The organism is Enterococcus sp. GPZ-007 (assembly GCF_059374735.1).
Genome location: NZ_JCAFYN010000036.1, coordinates 1 through 22463, shown reverse-complemented (window position 1 = coordinate 22463; position 22463 = coordinate 1). Strand labels below are relative to the sequence as shown.

At 38.4% G+C, this 22463-nt stretch carries 17 protein-coding genes; 3 read left to right on the top strand and 14 right to left on the bottom strand.

The window, feature by feature from the left end; genetic code table 11:
• Position 1 precedes the first annotated feature (1 nt).
• The 6 genes from AC4J95_RS15915 to AC4J95_RS15890 all read right to left on the bottom strand — a co-directional run bounded on the left by AC4J95_RS15915 (position 2) and on the right by AC4J95_RS15890 (position 6785).
• Entirely contained in the window at positions 2-853 is an 852-nt protein-coding gene (locus AC4J95_RS15915) for a PRD domain-containing protein (protein WP_316402834.1), read from the bottom strand.
• Between the two features lie 201 nt (positions 854-1054).
• Complete coding sequence (locus AC4J95_RS15910) at positions 1055-2011, bottom strand: DHH family phosphoesterase (RefSeq protein WP_316402833.1); 957 nt, start codon at positions 2009-2011, stop codon at positions 1055-1057.
• Positions 2012-2024: 13 nt separating this feature from the next.
• Complete coding sequence (locus tag AC4J95_RS15905; protein ID WP_494550699.1) at positions 2025-3356, bottom strand: DRTGG domain-containing protein; 1332 nt, start codon at positions 3354-3356, stop codon at positions 2025-2027.
• 181 nt (positions 3357-3537) lie between these two features.
• Positions 3538-3744 (bottom strand): MJ0042-type zinc finger domain-containing protein, encoded by a 207-nt coding sequence (locus AC4J95_RS15900; RefSeq protein WP_316402831.1) that lies wholly within the window; start codon positions 3742-3744, stop codon positions 3538-3540.
• Between the two features lie 122 nt (positions 3745-3866).
• Positions 3867-5546 (bottom strand): ribonuclease J, encoded by a 1680-nt coding sequence (locus tag AC4J95_RS15895; protein ID WP_494550698.1) that lies wholly within the window; start codon positions 5544-5546, stop codon positions 3867-3869.
• A gap of 192 nt (positions 5547-5738) precedes the next feature.
• On the bottom strand, positions 5739-6785 hold the full coding sequence (locus AC4J95_RS15890) for an aspartate-semialdehyde dehydrogenase (protein ID WP_494550697.1): 1047 nt from the start codon (positions 6783-6785) through the stop codon (positions 5739-5741).
• Between the two features lie 294 nt (positions 6786-7079).
• Between AC4J95_RS15890 and AC4J95_RS15885 the strand changes: the two genes are divergently transcribed.
• Positions 7080-7898, top strand: a complete 819-nt coding sequence (locus AC4J95_RS15885; RefSeq protein ID WP_494550696.1) for a hypothetical protein — start codon at positions 7080-7082, stop codon at positions 7896-7898.
• A 61-nt stretch (positions 7899-7959) separates the two neighbouring features.
• Here the strand turns inward: AC4J95_RS15885 and AC4J95_RS15880 are convergent, their stop codons facing one another.
• Both AC4J95_RS15880 and AC4J95_RS15875 read right to left on the bottom strand, forming a co-directional pair.
• Positions 7960-9150, bottom strand: coding sequence for an MFS transporter (locus AC4J95_RS15880; protein WP_316402827.1), 1191 nt, complete (start codon positions 9148-9150; stop codon positions 7960-7962).
• Between the two features lie 15 nt (positions 9151-9165).
• Positions 9166-9450: a hypothetical protein gene (locus AC4J95_RS15875; protein WP_316402826.1), complete on the bottom strand. Its 285-nt coding sequence runs from the start codon at positions 9448-9450 to the stop codon at positions 9166-9168.
• 259 nt (positions 9451-9709) lie between these two features.
• Here AC4J95_RS15875 and AC4J95_RS15870 point away from each other — a divergent pair, with 259 nt between their 5' ends.
• Entirely contained in the window at positions 9710-10366 is a 657-nt protein-coding gene (locus AC4J95_RS15870; RefSeq protein ID WP_316402825.1) for a Crp/Fnr family transcriptional regulator, read from the top strand.
• Between the two features lie 39 nt (positions 10367-10405).
• Here AC4J95_RS15870 and AC4J95_RS15865 read toward each other — a convergent pair whose 3' ends face one another.
• The gene (locus AC4J95_RS15865) at positions 10406-11794 is read right to left on the bottom strand and encodes a L,D-transpeptidase (protein WP_494550695.1); all 1389 of its coding nucleotides are present in this window, start codon (positions 11792-11794) and stop codon (positions 10406-10408) included.
• Between the two features lie 202 nt (positions 11795-11996).
• Positions 11997-14294 carry a formate C-acetyltransferase gene (gene pflB, locus AC4J95_RS15860; protein ID WP_316402823.1) on the bottom strand — a complete coding sequence of 766 codons (2298 nt, stop codon included), beginning with the start codon at positions 14292-14294 and terminating at the stop codon, positions 11997-11999.
• Between the two features lie 646 nt (positions 14295-14940).
• Between pflB and AC4J95_RS15855 the strand changes: the two genes are divergently transcribed.
• Entirely contained in the window at positions 14941-16404 is a 1464-nt protein-coding gene (locus AC4J95_RS15855) for a helix-turn-helix domain-containing protein (RefSeq protein ID WP_494550694.1), read from the top strand.
• Between the two features lie 19 nt (positions 16405-16423).
• Here the strand turns inward: AC4J95_RS15855 and gad are convergent, their stop codons facing one another.
• The 4 genes from gad to AC4J95_RS15835 form a co-directional block, all read right to left on the bottom strand.
• On the bottom strand, positions 16424-17824 hold the full coding sequence (gad, locus tag AC4J95_RS15850) for a glutamate decarboxylase (protein ID WP_494550693.1): 1401 nt from the start codon (positions 17822-17824) through the stop codon (positions 16424-16426).
• Positions 17825-17856: 32 nt separating this feature from the next.
• Positions 17857-19368 carry a glutamate/gamma-aminobutyrate antiporter gene (gene gadC / locus AC4J95_RS15845; protein WP_494550692.1) on the bottom strand — a complete coding sequence of 504 codons (1512 nt, stop codon included), beginning with the start codon at positions 19366-19368 and terminating at the stop codon, positions 17857-17859.
• A 253-nt stretch (positions 19369-19621) separates the two neighbouring features.
• Positions 19622-20320 carry a helix-turn-helix domain-containing protein gene (locus AC4J95_RS15840; RefSeq protein ID WP_316402819.1) on the bottom strand — a complete coding sequence of 233 codons (699 nt, stop codon included), beginning with the start codon at positions 20318-20320 and terminating at the stop codon, positions 19622-19624.
• Between the two features lie 68 nt (positions 20321-20388).
• The gene (locus tag AC4J95_RS15835; RefSeq protein ID WP_494550691.1) at positions 20389-21036 is read right to left on the bottom strand and encodes a hypothetical protein; all 648 of its coding nucleotides are present in this window, start codon (positions 21034-21036) and stop codon (positions 20389-20391) included.
• Between the last annotated feature and the right edge of the window lie 1427 nt (positions 21037-22463).

Below are 22463 nucleotides of genomic sequence, written 5' to 3'. Positions count from 1 at the left end.
TTTATTCTTCTCCTTTATGTTCTTTCGCTTTACGCAATCGCTCGACATGGATGGCCACATAGCCTAACTCCTCCGTAGTGATTGCTAACTGATAACTTTTCATCAAAAAGACTCGAATCTTCTTTGCTACTTGGTAGCTTTCAGGATACTTATTACGTACCATCTCGATGATTTCTTGATCTAAAACGGCATAGCGCTGCTTTTGATAGCGCTGTAATAATAATCGTAGATGGTTCGCTAAACGAGAATAATCCAACGCCATTTCTTGCGAACGAATATCTACATCTAATTCTTGTTCGATCAAATGGATCACATCAGAAATAATCGTGACTTCACGAATACTGTCATGATTATTGTTCTTACCAGTTCGTGCACTATGAATGTGGATCGCGATATATCCTGCTTCGTCATAGCCGTAAGGAATCTCCAATGTTCGATTCAAATAATCGACCGCCCATTGTGCGATTCCAAACTCCTCACCGTAAAGTACCTCGATCTCACTTAAAAGCTTGTTGCGGATCACGATTCCGTTCGCGATATTTTGAGCCGAAAAGGAAATATGATCCGTCAAGGCGATAAAAATATGTTCGTTCAGTTTCTCCATCAACACTGTTTCGGCATGATCAATGATCGCTTCAGCTGCAAAAAAATATTTTTCATTAATTTGATTCAATAAGGTCTGTAGCTTTTGCTGTCCTTCTGGTTCCATCACAAACAAGCGCTCGATGTCCCGCGAAAAGAGCAGGTCATTTCTTTGCTTGCTGAAGCCGACCCCTTTGCCGATGGCGATTTTTTCTTCTCCTTGATCGTCTACCAACACTGCATTTTGATTCAGTATCTTTTTGATTTTCATCGTTTTTCCTCATTCTGCAGAATAATTTCACTGTTCCGACTAGCTTTTGGCCAAATAAAAAGGCATGGAAAGAAGCACAAGGAAGCTCCTTGCGTTTCTTTCCATGCCTAGTATGATCTAGTCACATGGAACAGTATTTGTTAACAACTTGAATTGTATAGACCATTGAACTTTTTGTCAATAACTTTTTCCAAATTTTTTTCAAATAATTTGATTTTTTCTATAATTTTCGCACAATAATTGGATTTCACGATAGATTTCCTGACACATCGCTTGATTTTTAGCGTTTGCTCCACTGGCTAGCGGATGGCCACCGCCATGATAACGTTTGGCTAATTCATTAATTACCGGACCCTTCGAACGAAGACGAACACGATAGTAGCCTTCTGGTTGTTCGACAAAGATCGCCCAAGCCAGCACGACATCAATCGTACCAGGCAACGGCACAAGTGCCGCCGTATCGGAATCCTTTATCCCATATTTGTTCATGATTGCTTGATCTAAAAAAACATACCCGGCGCCATTTTCATCGATTTGCAAATTCTGATAAAGATACCCTGAAAGCTTTGCCACATCAAGAGATATCTGGTCGATCTCACGGTTCAACTTCGTTGCGTCAAAACCATAATCCAATAATTTCGCAGCTACCTGCAATGTATGCGAAGTAGTGGCAGGATACAAGAAGCGTCCAGTATCACCTACGATTCCGCCATATAATAGGCGCGCAGCATTCTCTGTCATCACTAAATTTTCGATAAACGCAAAATCTGCAATGATCTCACTACAGCTGCTGGCTTTTGTATCCACCCAAAGCAAGTCGCCGTATGGATCATCATTGGGGTGATGATCAATCTTGATTAATTTATCGCCAAGCTTATAGCGATCATCACTAATCCGAGGTGCATTCGCTGTGTCCGTCGTGATTACCAGTGCGCCTTTGTATAAATCATCCGCGATCTCATCCATTTCAGCAAGAAAAGCTAGCCCTTCCACTGGACCGCCGACTTGATAAACTTCTTTATTTGGAAACGTCGCCCGTAGAATCTCCGCAAGTCCGCACTGCGAACCTAACGCATCTGGGTCAGGACGCATATGACGATGGATGATGATCCGATCGTATTCTTTGATCATTTGTAAAATTTCTTCTGTAATTGTCATGCTCTTCCTCTTTCTAAGAACGTTCCATCACTTGGCAAACTACGATTGCTTTAGCGACGATCACATTATCAATGTAGACTTCTAAGTCAACTTTTGCTGACCGTCGTCCCAGTTCTAATGTTTTCGAATGAATCTCGATCTCACTTTCTAATTGAATCAGCCGTAAATAATGCAGATTCATTTGCTCAATCAATGTATTGCGACGCTGATCCATCAGAATGCTTCGTTGTGCAACATTGGCGACGATTTCACTTAACACTCCAAAAGAAATCGTTCCAACACTATTGACCATTTGAGGTGTGACCTCAAATTTGAAGTAAGGATGCTCCAACAGATTATCATCGCGATCCGTATCGACTGTCATGATATCGCCAACGATTTGGTCAGAGATTGTATTAGACATCTGCGGTTGTCGCTGAACCAGCTGCATCGCCTTCATCACATCTTGGCGGCTGACCATGCCAACTAAAGAAAGATCGTCCTTCACCACCGGCATCATTTCAAGGCCATCCCAAATCATTTGGTGGCTAACGGATGCCACACTCATACTCTGCTTTACGACATTTGGATCTCTGGTCATTACCCGATCGATCATTTGATTTTCTGCTTTCCCCAGCACATCTTTGGCTGTCACTACTCCTAGGACACGCATCCCCTTATTAACGACAGGAAAACGCGAGTGTCCAGTTTTATCTGACAATTGATGATAGCTGGCAATCGTATCTCCGGCTTGCAGGTAGACTGTCTTTTCCAACGGCATGTAAATATCGCTGACCTGCATAATATCTTTTTTAATCAATTGGTCACTTAGGGCTCGATTGATCATCGTCGCGACGGTAAAGGAATCATAGGTTGTGCTTAATACAGGCAGTGCAAGTTCATCTGCCAACTTCGCGATCTCCGCTGTTGTGTCGAATCCACCGGTGATTAAGACCGCCGCGCCATCTTGCAGAGCTAATTTTTGAGCTCCCTCACGATTTCCGATGATCAATAATGAACCTGGTGTGATATAGCGACGCATCGCTTCTTCCGTCATGGCACCGATAACAAACTTATTCAGGTCCTTATCTAGTCCGTTGGAGCCGCCTAAGACATCTCCTTCGATGATTCGAACGACCTCACCAAAGGTCAAACGTTCAATATTTTTTTTCAACTTTCGTTCGATTCGAATTGTTCCGACACGTTGAATAGTCGAGACCAGTCCGATATTTTCAGCATCCTTGATTGCGCGATAAGCCGTTCCTTCGCTGACGCGCAAATTCTTGGCTATACTGCGGACGGAGATACGTTCTCCTACCGGCAGATTTTCGATGTGTTCTAAAATCAGATCGTGTTTTGTCGCCATAATTTCCTCCCGCTATAAGATTTATCTATTATAGTAGTACAGCTTAGCAAAACCAGTATAACAGAGTGCCAGAAAAAAAAGAAGTCAACCGTTACCGTTAAAGTAACAATCAACTCCTTTTGTACTAGTCAAGGATGACTATAGTTGTTTTTCAATACACGAAGATTCAAAAGACGAGAGATTACTCTCCCGTCTTTTCCTCATATTTTCCATGTTCTCGATCTTCAAAAGTCATGAAATAGCCGTTGGTAATCCTTTTTTCATAGATATGATGACAATTTGGACATTCCACCGGCATAGCCTCTTTCGGATGCTCCTGAACGTTCAAAACTTCATCAACAAAAAAGTGTGTGCCGCAATTTGGACACTTTAATGGTTTTTCCAACATATAACCAGCCCTCTCTACATTTACTGCTAATTTAATAATACTCCTTTTTTTAAAAAAAATAGAGTGGTACGTACTAAAAAAATTCTCCAATCAAAAAATGACTGGAGAATTTACAGCTTCAACTATTTGCGACGTCCGCGACGTTGATTGGCTTCCATGATAACCGGTAAGATCACTGGACGGCGTTTGGTTTGTTCAAACAAGTAACGACTTAATTGGTCGCGAATATCTTGCTTCAATTTGCTCCATTCAAAATCATCAGAATGCAAATGCTTTTCAACGATTTCACTGGTGGTATCTGCACTTTCCTTGATCAAATCACGACTCGCTTTGATATACACAAACCCACGTGAAGTAATTTGGGGCGCAGAGACAATTTTTTTCTGTTTGCGATCAATCGTTACCACAACAACAAAAATCCCGTCATCTGATAAAACTTTGCGATCACGCAAGACGATGTTGCCGATATCACCGACACCAATACCGTCGATCATGATATTGTCCGCTGGTACACTGCCGGTTGCGCTCATATGTTTATTCTTATATTCCAATACATCGCCGCGACCTGTGATAAAGATATCCTTGAACGGAATACCTAATTCATTAGCTAAGCTTGCGTGTGCCGCAAGTTGGCGATATTCTCCTTGAACTGGAATAAAATACTTCGGTGACATAAAATTCATCATCATTTGTAGGTCGCGCGGATTGGCATGTCCAGAAACCCGCAGGTTCTCAGAAATACTCTTCACAATCCCTCCAGCACGATAAATCATATCTTCTGTTTTCGCAACTGTTGTTTCCATCGCAATCGTAGGTGTCGTAGTGATGTAAACTAAATCACCATCTTCAATCTTCAAGTTACGATGTGAACGATTCGCCATTTTTTGCAATGACTTAATTGGTTCTCCCATCCGACCGGTCTCTAAAATGATCAACTCTTCTGGCTGATATTTCTTCATTTCTTTGATCGTAACTAAAATATCTTCTGGAACCTCCAGCTTATTCAAACGCATCGCCGTTTTGATGATTCGATCCAAATCTTGACCGGTCAATACTACTTTGCGCCCAGCTTTTTCTGCGGCGTTCAAAATTTGTTGAACCCTTTGTAGGTTGCTGGCTACACATGCTACGATGATTCGTCCGTTCCACTCATTAATGGTGTCATAGACTTCGCTGGCGATTTCCCGTTCGGAGGCAACTTGAATCGGATTTTCTGCATTAGATGAAGAACTCAATAATGCTAAGACCCCTTCCGAGCCAATCTCAGCTAAACGACGGTAATCAGTCGCATACATCGGAATCGATGTCGGATCAAATTTGAAATCTCCTGTGTAAACAATACTACCTTCAGACGTTTTCAAACTGATTCCCACAGAATCCGGTATTGTATGAGTCGTCCGGAAAAAGCTGATGACAGCAGTACCGAAATCGATCTCTGTGTGCTCATCAATTACGTGAAAATCCTTAAAGCCTTTGCTTTCATCATTTTGATTGACATTCAATTTTGCCAACTCAACGGTCAATTCGGTACCAAAGACTGGTACTGCCACCTCTGAAACCAAATAGGGCAATGCTCCGATCGCGTCTGCATGTCCATGCGTCAAGAAAACACCTGCCACACGATCCGCATTTTCAATTAAATAGGTAAAGTCAGGAATCACAACATCAATCCCCAACAATTCATTCTCTGGATATTTCAGTCCACAATCCAGGACAAAAATATCGTTATCCACTTCAACCGCGTACATGTTTTTACCATTTTCACGTACTCCGCTGAAGGGAATTATTTTGACTGTACTCAAAAAATCCACCTCTCCAAATTTTTTATAATAGATTTATCTATTGTTTCAGCTTACTCAGACCCCGTAATCAGTACGGTCTGTGCCTATACTCATTAGCTATTATACATGATTTTTTCTGAAAAACCATTGAATCAAAATCACTCTTAAAAAAGTGCAAAGAAAAAGCGCGAGTCTCCTCACGCTTGTTTTCATTTATTTCAGTAATCCCATCTCATACATTGTTTCAGCAATTTGCAGCGAGTTCCACGCTGCGCCCTTTAACAAGTTGTCCGACACAACCCAAAGATGAACACCCTTTTCTTCATCCGGATCTTTACGGATACGTCCCACAAAGGTTTCGTTTTTGCCAACACTATTTAAGGCTTGTGGGTAAATCTGCTGGCTTGGATCATCTTCTAATACTGCGCCCGGTGCTTTAGCGATCACTTCTTGGATCTCCACCACTGTCGCTGTTTTTTCTGTTTCAATATAGACCGACTCAGAGTGCCCGCTCATGACTGGAATACGTACACAAGTGGCTGAGACTTTGATCGTCTCATCTTCCATGATTTTCTTCGTTTCGTTGATCATTTTCCATTCTTCATTCGTATAGCCAGCATCTGTGAATACATCGATTTGCGGTAAGGCATTGAATGCCAACGGATAATGTTTTTTGTCTCCACCGCAAGGCAAAATTTCTGCTTTCCATTCAGCGACGGTCTTCTCAGCTAAATAGTCCCGTGTTTGCTGCTTCAATTCTTCCATCGCTTGATTTCCAGCACCAGATACCGCTTGATAGGTTGAGACCAGTACGCGCTTCAAACCAAATGCCTGGCGAATCGGCTCTAATGCCACCATCATCTGGATCGTTGAACAATTCGGATTGGCAATAATCCCTTTATGATCACGCAATGCTTCAGGATTTACCTCAGGAACGACTAATGGAACTTCTGGGTCCATTCGGAAATGGCTGGTATTATCCACTACGACCGCACCTCGTTTGACCGCTTCCGGCGCAAACTTAGCTGAGATTCCTCCCCCAGCCGAGAATAAAGCAAGATCGATCCCCTCGAATGAATCTGGTACTAATTCTTCGATCGTTTGGGTCTCACCTTTAAATGAAAGCTGCTTTCCAGCTGAACGCTTTGAAGCCAAAAACTTTACAGTGCCGATCGGCAAAGAACTATTTTCTAATAGTTTGGTCATTTGTGTTCCTACTGCGCCAGTAGCGCCGACAATCGCAACATTCATTTTTCTCATCGTAATCACTCTTTCGTTTCATAGTATTTTAACAGTTTATCATATTTGTTCTGAAACGCAAGCAATCTTTTAGTGTCCCGCTACTTTATAAGTAAAGAAAACAGCTTCAAAGGTTCAAATTAATTATCAGTGAATACTTACGCCTAAATAACTGATATAACAAAGATAAAATAAACTTTTCATCAAAAGGTGGTAAAATAATTTAAAAAAACAAAGATTTTTGAATATTTTTATTGCAGTTTTCTAATAAAGGATTTAGAATTAATATGGAAGCGTTATTGTAGGGGGTCAATCATGGAAGTAAACGGGCATATTATCAAGCAAACACGCGAGAAGGCAGGTTTATCACGTGAAGCCTTGAGTACGACTTGCTCACCGGCTGACTTAGAATTGATTGAATTGGAAAACCAAGGCATTTTGGAAGTCATTTTAGACCTTTGTATGAAGTTGGAGATTCCATATCATCAAGTTTTTTCAGACACCATTCTTTTAGCGGAAGTCACCTTACTGAACATCGTTCGCTGCTTGCATCTGCGTCAAGAATTCTCTAGTGTTTTATTTTTATTGGACACTTATGGAAAGAAAATTACTTATCAAAACGCACGAATCGTCGGACACCTGATGTATTTTCGCGCCTATGCAAATTTATTTGGAAAGCATGATACACAAAAAGCCGTATATTATTTTCAACGTGCCTATACATTTTTACATGATGAGAAACGGTACGAATTGCTAGTACTCAAAGGATTAGCCACCTGTTATCAAGCAAATGAAGAAAAAAAACGCGCAAACATTTTTTTTGAACGCGCGAAACAATTGGAGGATAAAATGAATACTCAACTACAGCTAGGTCCATCTTATTATCAAGCGGCGTGTTTCTACGCTGATCGTGGAAATCAGAAAAAAGCGGATGCGCTCTGCGACGAAGGTATCCAAACACTATTAGAAGTTAACGTAACTACTGGCTTGGAAGAACTTTTTTTTGAAAAAGCCCTTATTCAAGAGAATCTAAGCGAGCAAATCGAGCTGTTAAAGCAAGCCGATTATTATGCCAAAATAAATGAGAATTTTGATTTAACAGAAATGATCCATGAAAAACTGAATCGCGTTTAACCACAAAACTAAAAAGGGTGTGCCAAGTAAACTTGGTACACCCTTTTTTAGCTCCATTAAATTAACTATTCGCAGATTTTTTTGGACGATAAAATATCATATAGAGAATGGCTACGATGATAGGGATCACTGCACAGAAAATATAGATATGCTGATACGAACCTAAAAGTCCCTTGATTGCTCCCAATAAGTAAGGACCGACACCTAATCCTAAATCTAGTCCAATGAAGTACGTTGATAAAGCAACGCCAATGCGATTTTTTTCAACTAATTTCAATGTGACCGCCTGACCATTCGCCATAAAGGTCCCATAGCCCAAGCCGACAAAAGCACCAGCAATCAACAACAAAGCGGCATTGCCAGTAAACGCTAATAGAATCAAGCCAATTGTCAAACAAATAAAGCTTGGATACATTACGGCGTTTTCACCGTGTTTATCAAAAATTTTCCCAGACATTGGTCTCGTTACTGTAACGACCAACGCATAAACCACAAAGAAGAAGGCTCCTGCTGTCACAAGGTGCAATTGATCGGCATAAATAGATAAGAAGCCTAAAACACTCGAATAGGCGATCCCGATCAAAAAGGCAATCCCAGCAATAAATAAAACTTTGAATTCAATAAAGCTTTCCAAACTAAAGGTATTGATTCTTGCGCGATGCTCTTCTGTTAAGACGATATTATTAACTTTGAATTTGAAGCAAGCGAGCATTGTAATGAAAGCCAGTACAACTGCTAGAATTATAATTGCTTTGAATCCTACCAAAGGTAATAACAGGAGACCGATAAAAGGACCGATCGCCGCAGCCAAACTGGTACTTAACCCGTAATAATTGATTCCTTCACCGTATTTTGCTTCAGGAATATAGGCTGTGACGATAGCGTTTGCGGCTGTAGAGACCGCCCCGTAGCCAAATCCATTCAAGAAACGGACCCCATCTAAAATAAGAACATTGCTGCTGATCAAGTATGCGGCCGTTGTGATCAAATAAAATAGCGCCCCATAACGTAAAACTGCCCGGCGGCCAAATAATTCCAATTTCTTTCCAATGTATAGACGGGCAAGCAATGTGCCGATAATATATATCCCAACAGCAAATCCTGCTTGTGCAGTTGATGCACCTAAACTTTGTGTAGCATATTTCGCTGTGATTACAACAAAACAATAGTAAACTAAAAAGACGATAAAATTGATGATTGTTATTGTGACAAAACCTTTATTGAATAGCTTTTCTTCTTCCTTAATTTTCATTACCCACTCTCATTATTATGCGATACTCTCATTTAATTTCTTTAAATCAGAAATCTTTTCCGCGACCTTATTGTAATTAGATGGGTAGCGATCCACCGCTTGACTAATAAATAAATCCCGCGTGTGGTCAAACTCCGCCAAGAATCCCTCTAGTGTTTCGTCATCCTGCGTATAATCTCTTCTCAACATCAAAGCATTTTGATAGGCATCATTTAGAAAAACTAATACTGCCTCCTTTTCAAACCGTACCTTGTAGGCTGATTCCAATCGTTCGATTATTGCGCATGTCCATTTTTTCATGAATAACCACTCCTCTTATTTCCAAATTTCTACTCACTAGAGCATTTGGTTTGTTTGACTTACTTGACCGATTATACGGATATGGAAAAAGGAAAAAAGCCGATTTCATAATGAGAAATGGCTTTGAAATTCTTTAGCAAAAAAAGACATTAACATTTGTTAGTAGCTTTTTTATACATACTTTTGATCAAACTCGGCACTGACTTGTGATAAAATAGCAATGAAAATTTCAGCAAATCACGGAAGGAACAAAGTAAAATTGGACAATACAGCCTTAACAGACTATTTAAAACAAAAAAAATTCCCCATCGTAACAAAAGAGTACAAGAAATATTTACTCTACGAAGGGATCCAAGATCATCATGTCTACATTTTGAAAAACGGCGTCATCAAGACCAGCGTCATCTCGCGAGATGGTCGTGAATTCAATTTGGAATACATCAATGATCTTGAAGTCGTGTCATTGTTAAAGGATGAATATTCTCAATTTATCGATGCCCCATTTAATATTCGTGTGGAATCAGAAAGAGCCGAACTCTATCAAATTGATCGGGTGGAATTTTGGAAGGATATCAATCAGAACTTCGACCTGCAGATCTATGTCAAAAACTATTACCGCGAGCGGCTGATGAAATCCATGAAAAGGACCCAGCAAATGCTGATGAACGGTAAATTCGGAGCTGTGTGTACGCAAATTTATGATCTTTATGACAAATTTGGTGTAGAATTTCAAGAGGGGGTGTTGATCGATTTTGTTGTAACCAACGAAGAAATCGCTCATTTTTGCGGGATCAATGCTGCCAGCAGCGTCAGCCGTATCATGCACAACCTGAAAAGCTGCGGTGCGATTCAAATGCATGACCATAAAATATTAATCAAAAATATCGAACTGATCAAAGACAATATCATCTTTTAAATACAAACAACCAGTCAGGAAAAAAACTGACTGGTTGTTTTAGATTTCTGTTCCATATTCCACGGGTTTATCCCATTCTCCCGGTGCATCGTCATAGACATGTCCATAAATGAAAACCGGCATTCCGATATAGCTGTAGTCATAGATTTTCGCTACCTCGACTTTGGGTGTATTCACACAACCATAACTCCCTAGGTCTGTTTGAAAGGCTCCTGGTTGTCCGAAGTACTGCAGCTTATGATCAGTATCATGGAGACCGATCTCAGTGATCGTCTGACCATAACTTAACAGCGGCAGCCAATAATCGACCGGCACATTGTAGGTGCCATCTCCATTGGTTAAAACACCGCTCAAATCAACATTGCGTCGTTTATCCATAATCGTATGAAACCCAGGAACAGTTGCCGTTCCCTTGTTATAACGACCAGTAATCACATCGGTCTCAACAACCAGCTTGCCCTTGCTGTCAAAGCAATACATTTTCTGGTTGTCCAAATCGACTTCTATGTAGTTTTTTGTAACGTGAAGCGGCTGTCTTTTTGTGTCGCCCTTCAGAACTAGCTGGATCGTTTTGGTATCCGGTTCCTTTAGTTTTTCTGTGATTTTTTTTGCGGAAGCTTTAATATCAATAAACCAGCCGTAATTCCCAACATTTTTATATCGTAAGCGTTGTCCATGTACATTCGTGAAATCAACCGGTTTGTAGATTGTCGAATATTCTCGTTCTAAATCGGTTACCCACTCCGTAATCTGTTCCTGAACAAAATTTCCTTGATCGTCCACAGATGCAGCCAGCATTTCTTCGGTCAGGGGAATCGATTTTTTATTCAATTTCAGTTTGATTTCGCGTTTTCTGACCTCTTCTAAGTTTTGTGAGATCTTTTGTTGCGATAAATCTTTCGTCGTAATCTCCGGCTCTCGATAATAATCAGCTAAGTTATATTCCGTTTGCAGCGTTCCGTCTTCAAAGTCTTTGCAGAGCTCTTTGAGAACACGCGCTGAATCAACCACTGTCCCGCTTTTTTCCGGTTCGATCTTGAATTCATTATTTGCATAGATTATTTTAGCATCCTTAGCCTCTTTCCCCCCGAGAAAAGACGCCCGATTAACCGCTTCAGCTACTTTTTCTGTTGCTCCCTTTTTCAAAGGGAGACTAAACTCTCCATAACGGATATTTTCTTTCAAAAACTCTTCTTGAACGTCATAGGGCGAATCAACTTGCAGTTTGACTGTTTGATTTTCTCCTTTTAGTTGGATCTCAACTTTTTTAGTTTCCTCACGAATTTTTTTTTCTGCTGCGGCAGCGGATAAGCCGCCAACTTCGACATTGGCCACTGTTGAACCGAAATAAAAATGTGAACCGAAATAAAAGTAAATCAGCATAAAAAAGACCATTGCCCCCGCAACGATACCTACAATCCTCAACACCCATTGATTTTCGGACTCCTTCAACCTCCATCACCCACTTGCCCAATAATTATCAATATTATAAAGCAAATGCACATATTTTTACGCTAAAATTATAATTATTAATATTTTTTAACATTTTTGGTACAAAAAAGATCTTGAGACTCATTTTTGAGTTTCAAGATCTTTTAAAAAATCAATTAAGCTAAATTTATTATCATTTTTACATTTTTGTATGGTCAGTACGTGAAATAACATCACGACGTTGCTCAGGTGTTAAGTCACGGAATTTCACTGCGTAGCCAGATACACGAATTGTAAAGTTCGCATATTTCGGATTGTCGATATCTTTATCCATCTCCTCTAACAATTCACGGCCAAAGACATTGACATTTAAATGGTAACCGCCTTTATCGAAGTAGCCATCTAAAACTTGACGTAAATTATCAACCTGCATCGCTTCATCATCAGTACGTCCTAATGCGCCTGGATTAATGGTTTGCGTATCAGAGATACCATCTTGCGCACATGAGTAGTTCAATTTCGCTGTTGAGTTCAATGAAGCTAACAGTCCATTTTTCTCACCTAAGAATTTACCATCTTGATAACTTGGATTCGCCCCTGGAGCCAACGGCTTACCTGCACGACGTCCATCTGGTGTATTCCCAGTGTTCTTACCATAAACAACATTCGAAGTGATTGTCAACAATGATAATGTTGGTGTTGAATCACGGTAAGTGTGTTGACGTTTGATTTGCGTCATGAAGTACTCAAGAATCCAGTTCGCCATTTCATCCGCTTCGTCATTATCATTTCCGTAAGTTGGGAATTCATTTTGCGGAATATAGTCGATCGCCAAACCATCTTCATCACGAATAACTTTCACATTTCCGTGTTTGATCGCCATCAATGAATCGGCTGCGTGAGAGATACCAGCGATTCCTGTTGCAAATGTACGTTTCAAATCAGTATCCATCAACGCTAATTGTGGTGCTTCATAAGCATATTTGTCATGCATGTAATGAATCACGTTTAATGTGTTCACATATAACTCAGCTAACCAGTCTAAGACATCTTTGTAGCTATCCATAAATTGATCAAAATCAATGCTGTCGCCTTCAAGTGGGCGGAAGCGTGGAGCAACCTGCATCTTCGTCATTTCATCAACACCACCGTTGATCGCATAAAGAACAGCTTTTGCTAAGTTCGCGCGGGCTCCGAAGAATTGCATATCTTTTCCAATCACTGTGGCAGATACACAGCAAGCGATCGCTGCATCATCTGATCCCCAGTATTGACGTAATAAATCATCATTTTCTAACTGGATTGAAGAGCTTTGTTTTGCAACTTTCGCTGCATAGGTACGGAAGCCTTCTGGTAAATGAGATGAATATAAAACAGTCAAGTTCGGTTCTGGTGAAGGTCCCATGTTCGTCAGTGTATGCAGGATACGGAAATCGTTCTTCGTAACTAATGAAGAGCCATCCATATTCATTCCTGCCAATGATAGTGTTGCCCAGATTGGGTAACCAGAGAACAATTGGTTGTATTCTGGTGTACGAGCGAATTTTACCATACGTAATTTCATGATCAAGTGATCGATCATTTCTTGTGCTTCAAATTCAGTGATCAAGCCACGATCCAAATCACGTTGGATATAAATATCTAGGAACGCAGAAATACGTCCGATTGACATTGCTGCACCATTTTGTGATTTGATCGCTGCAAGGTAGCCAAAGTATAACCATTGGATCGCTTCTTGTGCGTTGCTAGCAGGTTTTGAAATATCATAGCCATAGCTTGCTGCCATTTCTTTCATATCAGCTAACGCGCGGAATTGCTCAGAAACTTCTTCACGCAGTTGGATCACGTCATTGGTCATCACTTTACTGCCGACATTTTTCCAATCTTTTTTCTTTTCCTTCATTAAGAAATCAATTCCATATAACGCTACACGACGATAATCCCCAATAATACGGCCACGTCCATAAGCATCAGGTAGTCCTGTAATGATCTTATTTTTACGTGCTAAACGCATTTCATCTGTATAAGCGTCAAAAACCCCTTGGTTATGCGTTTTACGCCATTTGTTAAAGATAAATGACATATCATCATCTGTTTCGTAGCCATTTGATTCTAGTGCTTTGTTAGCCATATTGATTCCGCCAAAAGGCATGAATGCTTGCTTTAAAGGTACATCTGTTTGTAAACCAACGATTTTTTCTTCTTCTTGAATCAAGTAGCCTGGCGCATGAGAAGTGATTGTCGCAGGAATATCAGTATCCATGTCATAGACGCCATTTTGTTTGTGCTGTACTTCAAAAAGTTCTTGCAACTTATCCCAAAGCTTATCCGTACTTGGTGCAGCCCCTTCTAAGAAGCTGTCGTCTCCTTTGTATTCTGTATAATTACGTTTGATAAAGTCTAACGTGTTAACCTCATGTTGCCAGCGTCCTTCGTTAAAACCTTCCCAAGGATTTTTTGTTTGTTCTACAGTTTTTTTGATTGTTGTAGTTTCCATAATTGCACTCCCTTGTTAAATAGTTTCAAATTAATTTAAAATGATTATAACAAAGGAATCTGTTTTAAGAAAGGGCTTTTTTGACTTCATATCAACGCAAAAGCTTTTAAAATAATGATAATAATTTAATCTTCGGTCAGATACTGTTATAGTTTTCACTATAACAGAAAATGTAATTGATAATGACAGTTTCTATTTGAGAGTACAATTTGCTCAATGAAATACATTTTTTGCAGGTTACGGAAAATGAAAAACAGTAGACTGATACAGCATAGATTGTGAAATATTTCTCCCTTCAAACTCTCATAATAGAAAAAAATTTCGTCAAAAAAATTTTTTTATCTCATTATTCTGGCAATTTATTTTAATTTGACGAAAAACCGCGCTAGTTGTTATCAAATAAAACACACATCCAGCAAACAGTGATATTTATCGCAAGTTTATGTAATCTGCCAGTTGGAATATTCTTTTTTTAAAGTAATTAAATTTATTTTAAACTCGACAGCAGGATAATCTTTTCCTGTTAATCTTAATTATTTTATTTCTTTGTCTAAAAAAATGACGAATTGTTCCAACTGAAAATATTCAATTTAGTTAAATTGGTATAGAATAGCTAACGTGAGTGTAATTGCTAGGGAGGTATTTTATGTTAGAAAGGTATATTGAAAAAAATATTTTTCGCCAAGTCTATCTTTGCCAACAGTTGTATCAAAAGAAGGAAGTCTCTTTGCAGGTAATGGCGGAACGCTTAAACGTCTGTACAATTACGATTGATAATGACCTTGATGTTTTGAAAGAATCTTTCGAGCAAGAAATTCTTTCTTTTGAGCGAACAAGGAATAGCTGCAAATTGTTTTTTGATCCCGCCTACTCTCTGCTAGAACTAACTCAACGACTTTATCGACGATCTGATTTTTTACGTGTACTGAACGATTATTTAATCGGGAATACCCGCTGGTCGGAGATTGCTGAGAAAGAATTTCTTTCTACAAGTAAAATCTATCAAATTCGAGCGAGTATTTTTTCTTTTGCGGAGGAATTGGGGTATTTGCAAACTGATCATCAGATCGAAATTCCTGAGAAGGATCTTCGGTACTTATTATTAGCGATTGCTAAATATACTGGCGAGCGCTCCGCTATTCCCTATAATAAAATGATTGCTTCATCTGCAGAGGAATTGATTAATTACGTCGAAGCACACTTTTTCGCACGAGACTATCCCATGAGCGAGCGAGAAATCATTATTTTGGGAATCCAATTAAGCTGTCAGCGCGCAAGGAAAGCTGCGATTACTTTTACTACTAAGGAAAAAAGCTGTGCTCAGGAAACGCCCTTATTTAAATTGTTACGTGAAGGGGTGAACACTCTTGACTCCACTATTTGCGTAAATGAAGAGGAATTATTTTTTATTTATTCCCTTTTTAATGCCAGGAACTATCTCTGTAATAATTTGGAATTACTTCAAAAGGATTTTGCGGTTGTCTATCAAAATCATATTAAACGCTATCCCGAGATTGAGGATCTGCTGCAGGAAATACGTTCTTCTTTAAATATCCCATTTGAAAATGAACTTCTGCTAAAAAAAGCATTCCTGCCTTTTATCCGCTCTACTTGGGCAGATATGCAGCTTTTTCAACCTGATTTGATTTATCTAGTGGATAAAGAGCAAAGGACAATGTATCAAGAGATTCAGAAAATCTTAGAACAGTGGTCTACTCTTAATCAAACAAACATCCATTGGAATGAGAACCTGATTCGCAAAATGACTTTGACGCTTGACCTGCTGCGAAGAAATACTTTTGATGAAAAAATCGAATTGTATATTGTGGCTCCTTCTGACTTCAATTTTTTATATTATCGGCAACAACTTGAAACGCTGCTTGATGATCGCTTTATTATTAGCAGCATGATTTATAACTCGTTGGATGAAGTAGTTGACGATGCCTTCTTTTGCTCAAGACGAATCATCGTTTGCGATACTGCTCTGTATCAGGCAGATTTGGGTAGCGAAAATACATTGATTTTCCCCATTTCACTCAAATCAACCACTGAGACCTGCTTCAAAATCAATCAAATCGCTCGTTCAGTCGAAAAAAGCCTGAAAGGATAATTTCCTTTCAGGCATCTTCTTAATGTGTGAACCCGTAGGTCTTAATTTCTTCTTTTTTATGGTAAACTACATGCGCTTTGTTCAAAGCTTCGATTGCTTCTTGCATGTCTTGAACATAATCGCAGGCCATGTTCATTCCAAAATCAGCTCTGATGACCAAACGTTGAATGATCTCTTGATCTAAGTTTTTAGGAAGCGGATAAGCCGGTACCTGCCACCCTTTCATCAACAGACGATCCGCCAGATCATACAAAGTCCATTCACGTGTAGCATCTTCTTTTAGTTTATAGCAAACAATTGGTAATTGAGAGCCATCATTAACAATTTCGAACAAGCCAGTTTCTTCAATTGCTTTAGCAAGATATAATGCGACCTTGTGGGTACGTTCGTGAATCGCCTTATAGCCATCAAAACCATAACGTACAAAATTATAATATTGACCAATCAATTGTGCGGCGCTATGAGAAAAATTGATCGCCATTGTTGGCAGTTCGCCACCTAGATAGCTGACTTTAAAGATCAATTCTTTTGGCAAATATTGTTGATCACGCCATAAAACCCAGCCAACACCAGGGTAAACCAATCCATATTTATGGCCCGATGAATTGATTGAGATAACATTTTTCAAGCGGAAATCCCACACTAGATCAGGTTCAGTGAACGGTGCGTAGAATCCACCAGAGGCAGCATCTACGTGTATATAGACCTTGTAGTCTGTTTGATTATTGTATTCTTCGACCAAATCATTTAGTCCTTTAATATTATCATAGCGACCTGTATACGTAATACCCATAATGCCGACAATTCCAATCGTATACTCATCAACATAATCCATTACTTTATCTAAATTGATCGACATGTGCTCTTGATCCAATGGCACTTCACGCATTTCGATGTCCCAATACACACAGAATTTTTCCCAACAAACTTGGTAGCCAGATGAAATGACTAAATTTGGTTTTTGAGCATTGAGATCCAATCCTAATTTTTCAGCACGTTTGCGCCAAGCAAACTTCATTGCCATACCGCCCAGCATACAAGCTTCTGATGAACCAATTGTAGAAGTCCCCATAAATGTTTCATTCTCACTAGCATTCCAAAGATCAGCAATCATATTCACACAGCGGTTTTCGATTTCTGTTGTGCGAGGATATTCTGATTTATCAATGGCATTTTTCTCTAGTGTCTGACTCATTAACTTCACTGCTTCTGGCTCCATATAGGTTTGACAGAAGGTTGCTAAGTTCAAACGAGCATTTCCTTCATCTAACATTTCGTCTTGTACTAACTGATAGGCTACTCGCGGTTCAATTGATTCCTGATTCAATTTGTATTTTGGCAGATCAACTTGTTCACTTGCTGATCCAAAAATAGGTTCTAAATATTCTGCTTCATCGCGATTTTCTTTTCCATATAACATGTGTACATCCTCCTAAAATTGCGTTTATTTATCTAATGTTTCAACGTGTGTTCTTCTTTTTGAATAATTTGATGTTCGCCACGAGCTGCCGGATAGACTGCCGCATTCATATCTCCTGCTTTCATATGAACGGGTTCTTCTATCTTTTTATGCCCGTGCTTATCATGTAACTCATAAATAATAAACGGTAAGATCACTGTGATCACAAAACTTATCAATAGAATTACTTGATAGGTTCGATCCTCTGCTTTTGCGATTGATGCTGGTGGAACAAAAGAAATCAGCAACGCAAATACGGATAATAGTAGTCCGACACCGGCAATGATCGTTTTTCCAATTGTTTTCCCAGGAACATTATAGGTTCTCTTCAAGTCCTTCCTTTTATAAACTAAGACAAAATAGCCAATAAAGAACAAGAGATAACCCACTAAGTAAATGACTACTGTCAATGAAATTGCGACTAAGAAGGATAAATTATTCCCGCCGCCGCCAAAGGTCAATACAGCACCCCAAATTGTTACGATCAGCCCTTGAATCATAATCAACGGTACCGGTACACTATGAGCATTGGTTTTACGCAAAAAGTTAGGCAATAATCCTCGTTGGGCAGCAGCAAACATTCCTCGAGAGGGGCCAACTACCCAAGAGCTAACTTCTCCCATAACACCAAAAGCAATCATCAACGCAATAACCTTCACTAGCCAACCTAAATGACTATTAAAATGTAAAATCAATGATTGGAATGTTTGAATCACTCCAGCGCTTAATGACAAATCTTTTTGGGGAATTACCGCTGCAACCGAAAAACCACCGATCGCATCTAAGCCAATCGCTAAAATGACCAATAGAATCATTGCTAACGGATAATTTTTCTTGGGATTTTCCAATTCATTGATATGGGAAGCAGATGCCTCAACACCCATATAAGCCAAAATGAAGGAAACAAAAACCACCAATGTTGATAACTGTGAAAAATCTGGAATAAAGGCTTTTTTGCTGATAGCAATCTCGATTGGGTTTCCACCGATGAAATAGGCCGCAGCTAAGCCGAATAAAATGACAGAAGGAATTAAAATTCCAATCACAAACCCTGCTTTCGCAATTTTAGCCGTGCGTTGCGTTCCGCCTAGTTGAGAAAAGGTCAGTCCCCAGAAGATGACCAGCAAGCCGATAAATTTTAATAGCGGATCTGTGTTTAACGCGTGAAAATTCAGCACATAGGATAGTGCTCCCAAAATGAAATAGATCATTGTGACAAAACCAACTGTGATTTGGAACCACTGAAAAAAGATTGCGGCAAAACCAAATCGTTCACCTAAGGTTTGACTCACCCAACTGAAAATTCCACCGTTTTGCCAGCCTTCCACCGTTGACATTTCTGCCGCACATAAGGCCACCGGCAAGAACCATAGAATCCCCCCTAATAGCAAAAAGAAAACCAAATGGAGCTTCGATGTCGCAAAGGTTGGATATTCGTACACCGTTAATACCATCGAAGCTGTCAAAGCAAAAAAGCCAAATAAAGATAATTTTTTCTGATTCATAAAAACGCTTCTTTCCCTTTTACTTAATTAGTTAATCAATAAACGCTTTAGGGAAAAAACATCGAATAATCCTGATAAAGCATTTCAAGCACCTCTTTTCTTACAAGGAGAAGTATAAATAGTATTCAACACTCTTTTTTCTCGATTTTTTTCTTTTCGTTGTCGGTAATCTAAAAAAATAGAGAAAATTTAGCGCAAAAAAAGTTCTAGCTCGCTCCTGATATAGGAGAAAGCTAGAACTAATTCACTATAGCTACATACTGTATTCTTTAATGTGCTCGTTCATCAATCCATTAGGGACATCATGTAGGCGATAACCATTTCCCCAATAAGTAATAATTCTTACGTTATCAATATGGGCATGAGCAATTTTCTTACGAATGTTCCCGACAGCCGTCGACATCTGAACTAAACGCGATTTGCTGACTTCGTTGTTCCAAACTTTATTACATAGCTCATCTCTTGAAATGATTTTTCCGCTGCCTTCAGCAAGAGCACTGATAATCTTTTTCTCAATGTTGTTTAGCGAACTGTAAAAAAGAACCAAATCTTGTTTTTTCATTTCCGATTGTCTAACTAAACCTTTGGAGATCGATTCCTTCTGACCTTCACGTTTATCACTCAATAGTAAGAATTCTCTCAATTCAGTCAATGTGCAATCAATTGACAAGCAATGACTCTCATCAATATTTGGTACTGGTTCATCGGTACGCCGCAAATAGTGCAAATCTTTCTCTACAACAATTGGTAAAATCTCATTAAACTCCTGATTTGTCAATGTTTCACTAAAGATGACAATATCAAAAAGGGATAAAATATCTTCAAAATAGTTTGGTTTATCAACATCAAAAAATTCTTTTAAGACAAACACTTCATAATCTAATCGCTGCAATTCATTCTGAAACTCTTGTTCAATGATGATATTTCTAGTTAAAATAATAACTTTTTTCATCTTACTTCACTCCCGTCTTTACTCATGTCCACTTTTTACACCCTTTAACTCCAAAATCGAATCTCCATTTACTCCTCCAAACAGCGAATGCCATATTTCAAATCGTTAATAAGTTCTTGTGGCAAATCGTTTTCCTGTTTCAATACCCTGTTCAGCTGTTCTTTCAGATTCGATCCAATATGTTTTGCCTGATCCTCCGCCCGCTGAATAATCTTACGACTTAATGTTGTAGCATCTAACAAAGTGTCTGCAGCATCTGCTTTTACAAACAAATCAAGGGCGACGTTCTCTTCTTTTTGAAATAGGTAATTAAATAATTGTTCATTTTTGTCACGCTCATGCATATATTGATCTAAAAGCCGTTCATACTTATCCTGTAAGTAATTGATTTCTGCAGCTTTTTCGGAATCATTGCTGCATTCCTGCTGGTAATTTACTCTGCTTCCAAGGATGAAGCGACGCCTTTCCAGATTGTCCTTGTTATGGTAAACAACGATGTCTCTTGATGAAGATACATCTATATCCTCTAATTTCTTTGTTACTTCCTTCAAGCGAAAGCGATAGGCTGAAACTTTTTCTTCTAATGCTCCGCGAATACCTTCCAACTTCTCAACTTGATTCAAAAGTGCCTCACTTTGAACCTCCAAAACTTCAACTTTCTCCAACAACTGTTCTCTGCAATTATCATTTAAATTGGAATCATCAAAATTTTCCATGCTGGTCTCATCTCTCTTCTTTGTGATTAAGATCAAAAGATATCTGCTTCCATATGTATGATTTTTGACTTATTATGTAAAAACGATCTTTCATTTCTGAGCAACCATAACCCTGTAGCGAATTTTCCAGAAGCTTATCTTCTATTTACTATCTATTGATTTTTGCGCTATTTCCTTTAAAGATACCTCCTCAATCCAAAACTGATATGACTTATAAAAATAAATAGATATACCCAATAATCTTTCCTGAACTTCGATTGGCAAATTAATTGTTATCAATTTGAATTGGCTGACATTTGAGAAAATTCAATTAATCTATTAATACCAAACAACAAGAACATCAGTTATATAAACTGCTGAGTACTCTCAATCTCGCTCTAATCCAAAAAGAATAAAAATTATTTTTATTTTAAATAAATAATTTTTATGTTTTATTATACATCTATTTTTAAAAAATTATAAAATATTTTTTATAATAAATCAACAGTATATTAACTTTTCGAGAAACCTTTTTTTTAAATTCATTTTTGCTCATCGAAATTTTTAATCGTTTACACATTTAATACAAATGTTTCAAACACACCGTCATATTTTCTGAAAAACCAATAGAAATGGCTACATGATAATAATTATCTAAAAGTAATAACAGGTTTAATTCTCTTGATGTCCAAACTACATTCTTATTTATGACTACCCAAAAACGGTATTTTAAGTCCCTAAACTGCAAATTTAATATACTAATATTTAATATATTTATCTAAGGAAAATAATAACTGTTGCAGCGCTTAAAATTTCGCATAAACAAATATTTATTCATTTCACACTAATATTTATCAACCAACCATTCTGATTTTTCTCTCTACAATTCGTTATTTTTTTAATTGAAGCGCTCTCAATATTACTTATATTTATTCTAATCTAGGAATTCCTTTCTAATATAAGAAATAAATAATCAATAGTAGTACGAAAAAAAAGGCTTAAATCATCGTATTTTTCTGAAGTTACCATTTCTTAATTCCTTAATAGGAATCATTCTTTAATTATTATAACAGTCATTTCCCCCTCCCCCTTCTGTTACAAGTAAATAGCGAAATAGTCATTTCCCATTATTCTGAGTGAATTATTTATAGTAATTTGACTATTATCAATGTATTAATATAAAGTTTTCTTTCTATTCAATTTATTTTGTACTACTGTTCTGTATACAACAAAAAAGCGCTTTTCGTTTCAAATACTCAAAACGAGAAGCACTTATATTCTTATTTAATAATGCCAGACGGAAAAACAACATTGGGATCCTTTATAAGAAGCATATTTGTCTCCTATAACTAGTGTTTCCCTCTTACATTTTGTTCGAGTGATAGAGTATTATCGAACCATCGCTTTATGTTCTTCAGCAAGATCATTTTCTAAGTGAGCTAATTTCA

Coding starts and splice junctions, on each gene's coding strand:
- AC4J95_RS15910 (WP_316402833.1), bottom strand. CDS start 2,011: ATGACAATTACAGAAGAAATTTTACAAATGATCAAAGAATACGATCGG.
- pflB (WP_316402823.1), bottom strand. CDS start 14,294: ATGGAAACTACAACAATCAAAAAAACTGTAGAACAAACAAAAAATCCT.
- AC4J95_RS15915 (WP_316402834.1), bottom strand. CDS start 853: ATGAAAATCAAAAAGATACTGAATCAAAATGCAGTGTTGGTAGACGAT.
- AC4J95_RS15890 (WP_494550697.1), bottom strand. CDS start 6,785: ATGAGAAAAATGAATGTTGCGATTGTCGGCGCTACTGGCGCAGTAGGA.
- AC4J95_RS15875 (WP_316402826.1), bottom strand. CDS start 9,450: ATGAAAAAATGGACATGCGCAATAATCGAACGATTGGAATCAGCCTAC.
- AC4J95_RS15840 (WP_316402819.1), bottom strand. CDS start 20,320: ATGAAAAAAGTTATTATTTTAACTAGAAATATCATCATTGAACAAGAG.
- AC4J95_RS15900 (WP_316402831.1), bottom strand. CDS start 3,744: ATGTTGGAAAAACCATTAAAGTGTCCAAATTGCGGCACACACTTTTTT.
- AC4J95_RS15880 (WP_316402827.1), bottom strand. CDS start 9,150: ATGAAAATTAAGGAAGAAGAAAAGCTATTCAATAAAGGTTTTGTCACA.
- gad (WP_494550693.1), bottom strand. CDS start 17,824: ATGTTATATGGAAAAGAAAATCGCGATGAAGCAGAATATTTAGAACCT.
- AC4J95_RS15855 (WP_494550694.1), top strand. CDS start 14,941: ATGTTAGAAAGGTATATTGAAAAAAATATTTTTCGCCAAGTCTATCTT.
- AC4J95_RS15835 (WP_494550691.1), bottom strand. CDS start 21,036: ATGGAAAATTTTGATGATTCCAATTTAAATGATAATTGCAGAGAACAG.
- AC4J95_RS15885 (WP_494550696.1), top strand. CDS start 7,080: ATGGAAGTAAACGGGCATATTATCAAGCAAACACGCGAGAAGGCAGGT.
- AC4J95_RS15905 (WP_494550699.1), bottom strand. CDS start 3,356: ATGGCGACAAAACACGATCTGATTTTAGAACACATCGAAAATCTGCCG.
- gadC (WP_494550692.1), bottom strand. CDS start 19,368: ATGAATCAGAAAAAATTATCTTTATTTGGCTTTTTTGCTTTGACAGCT.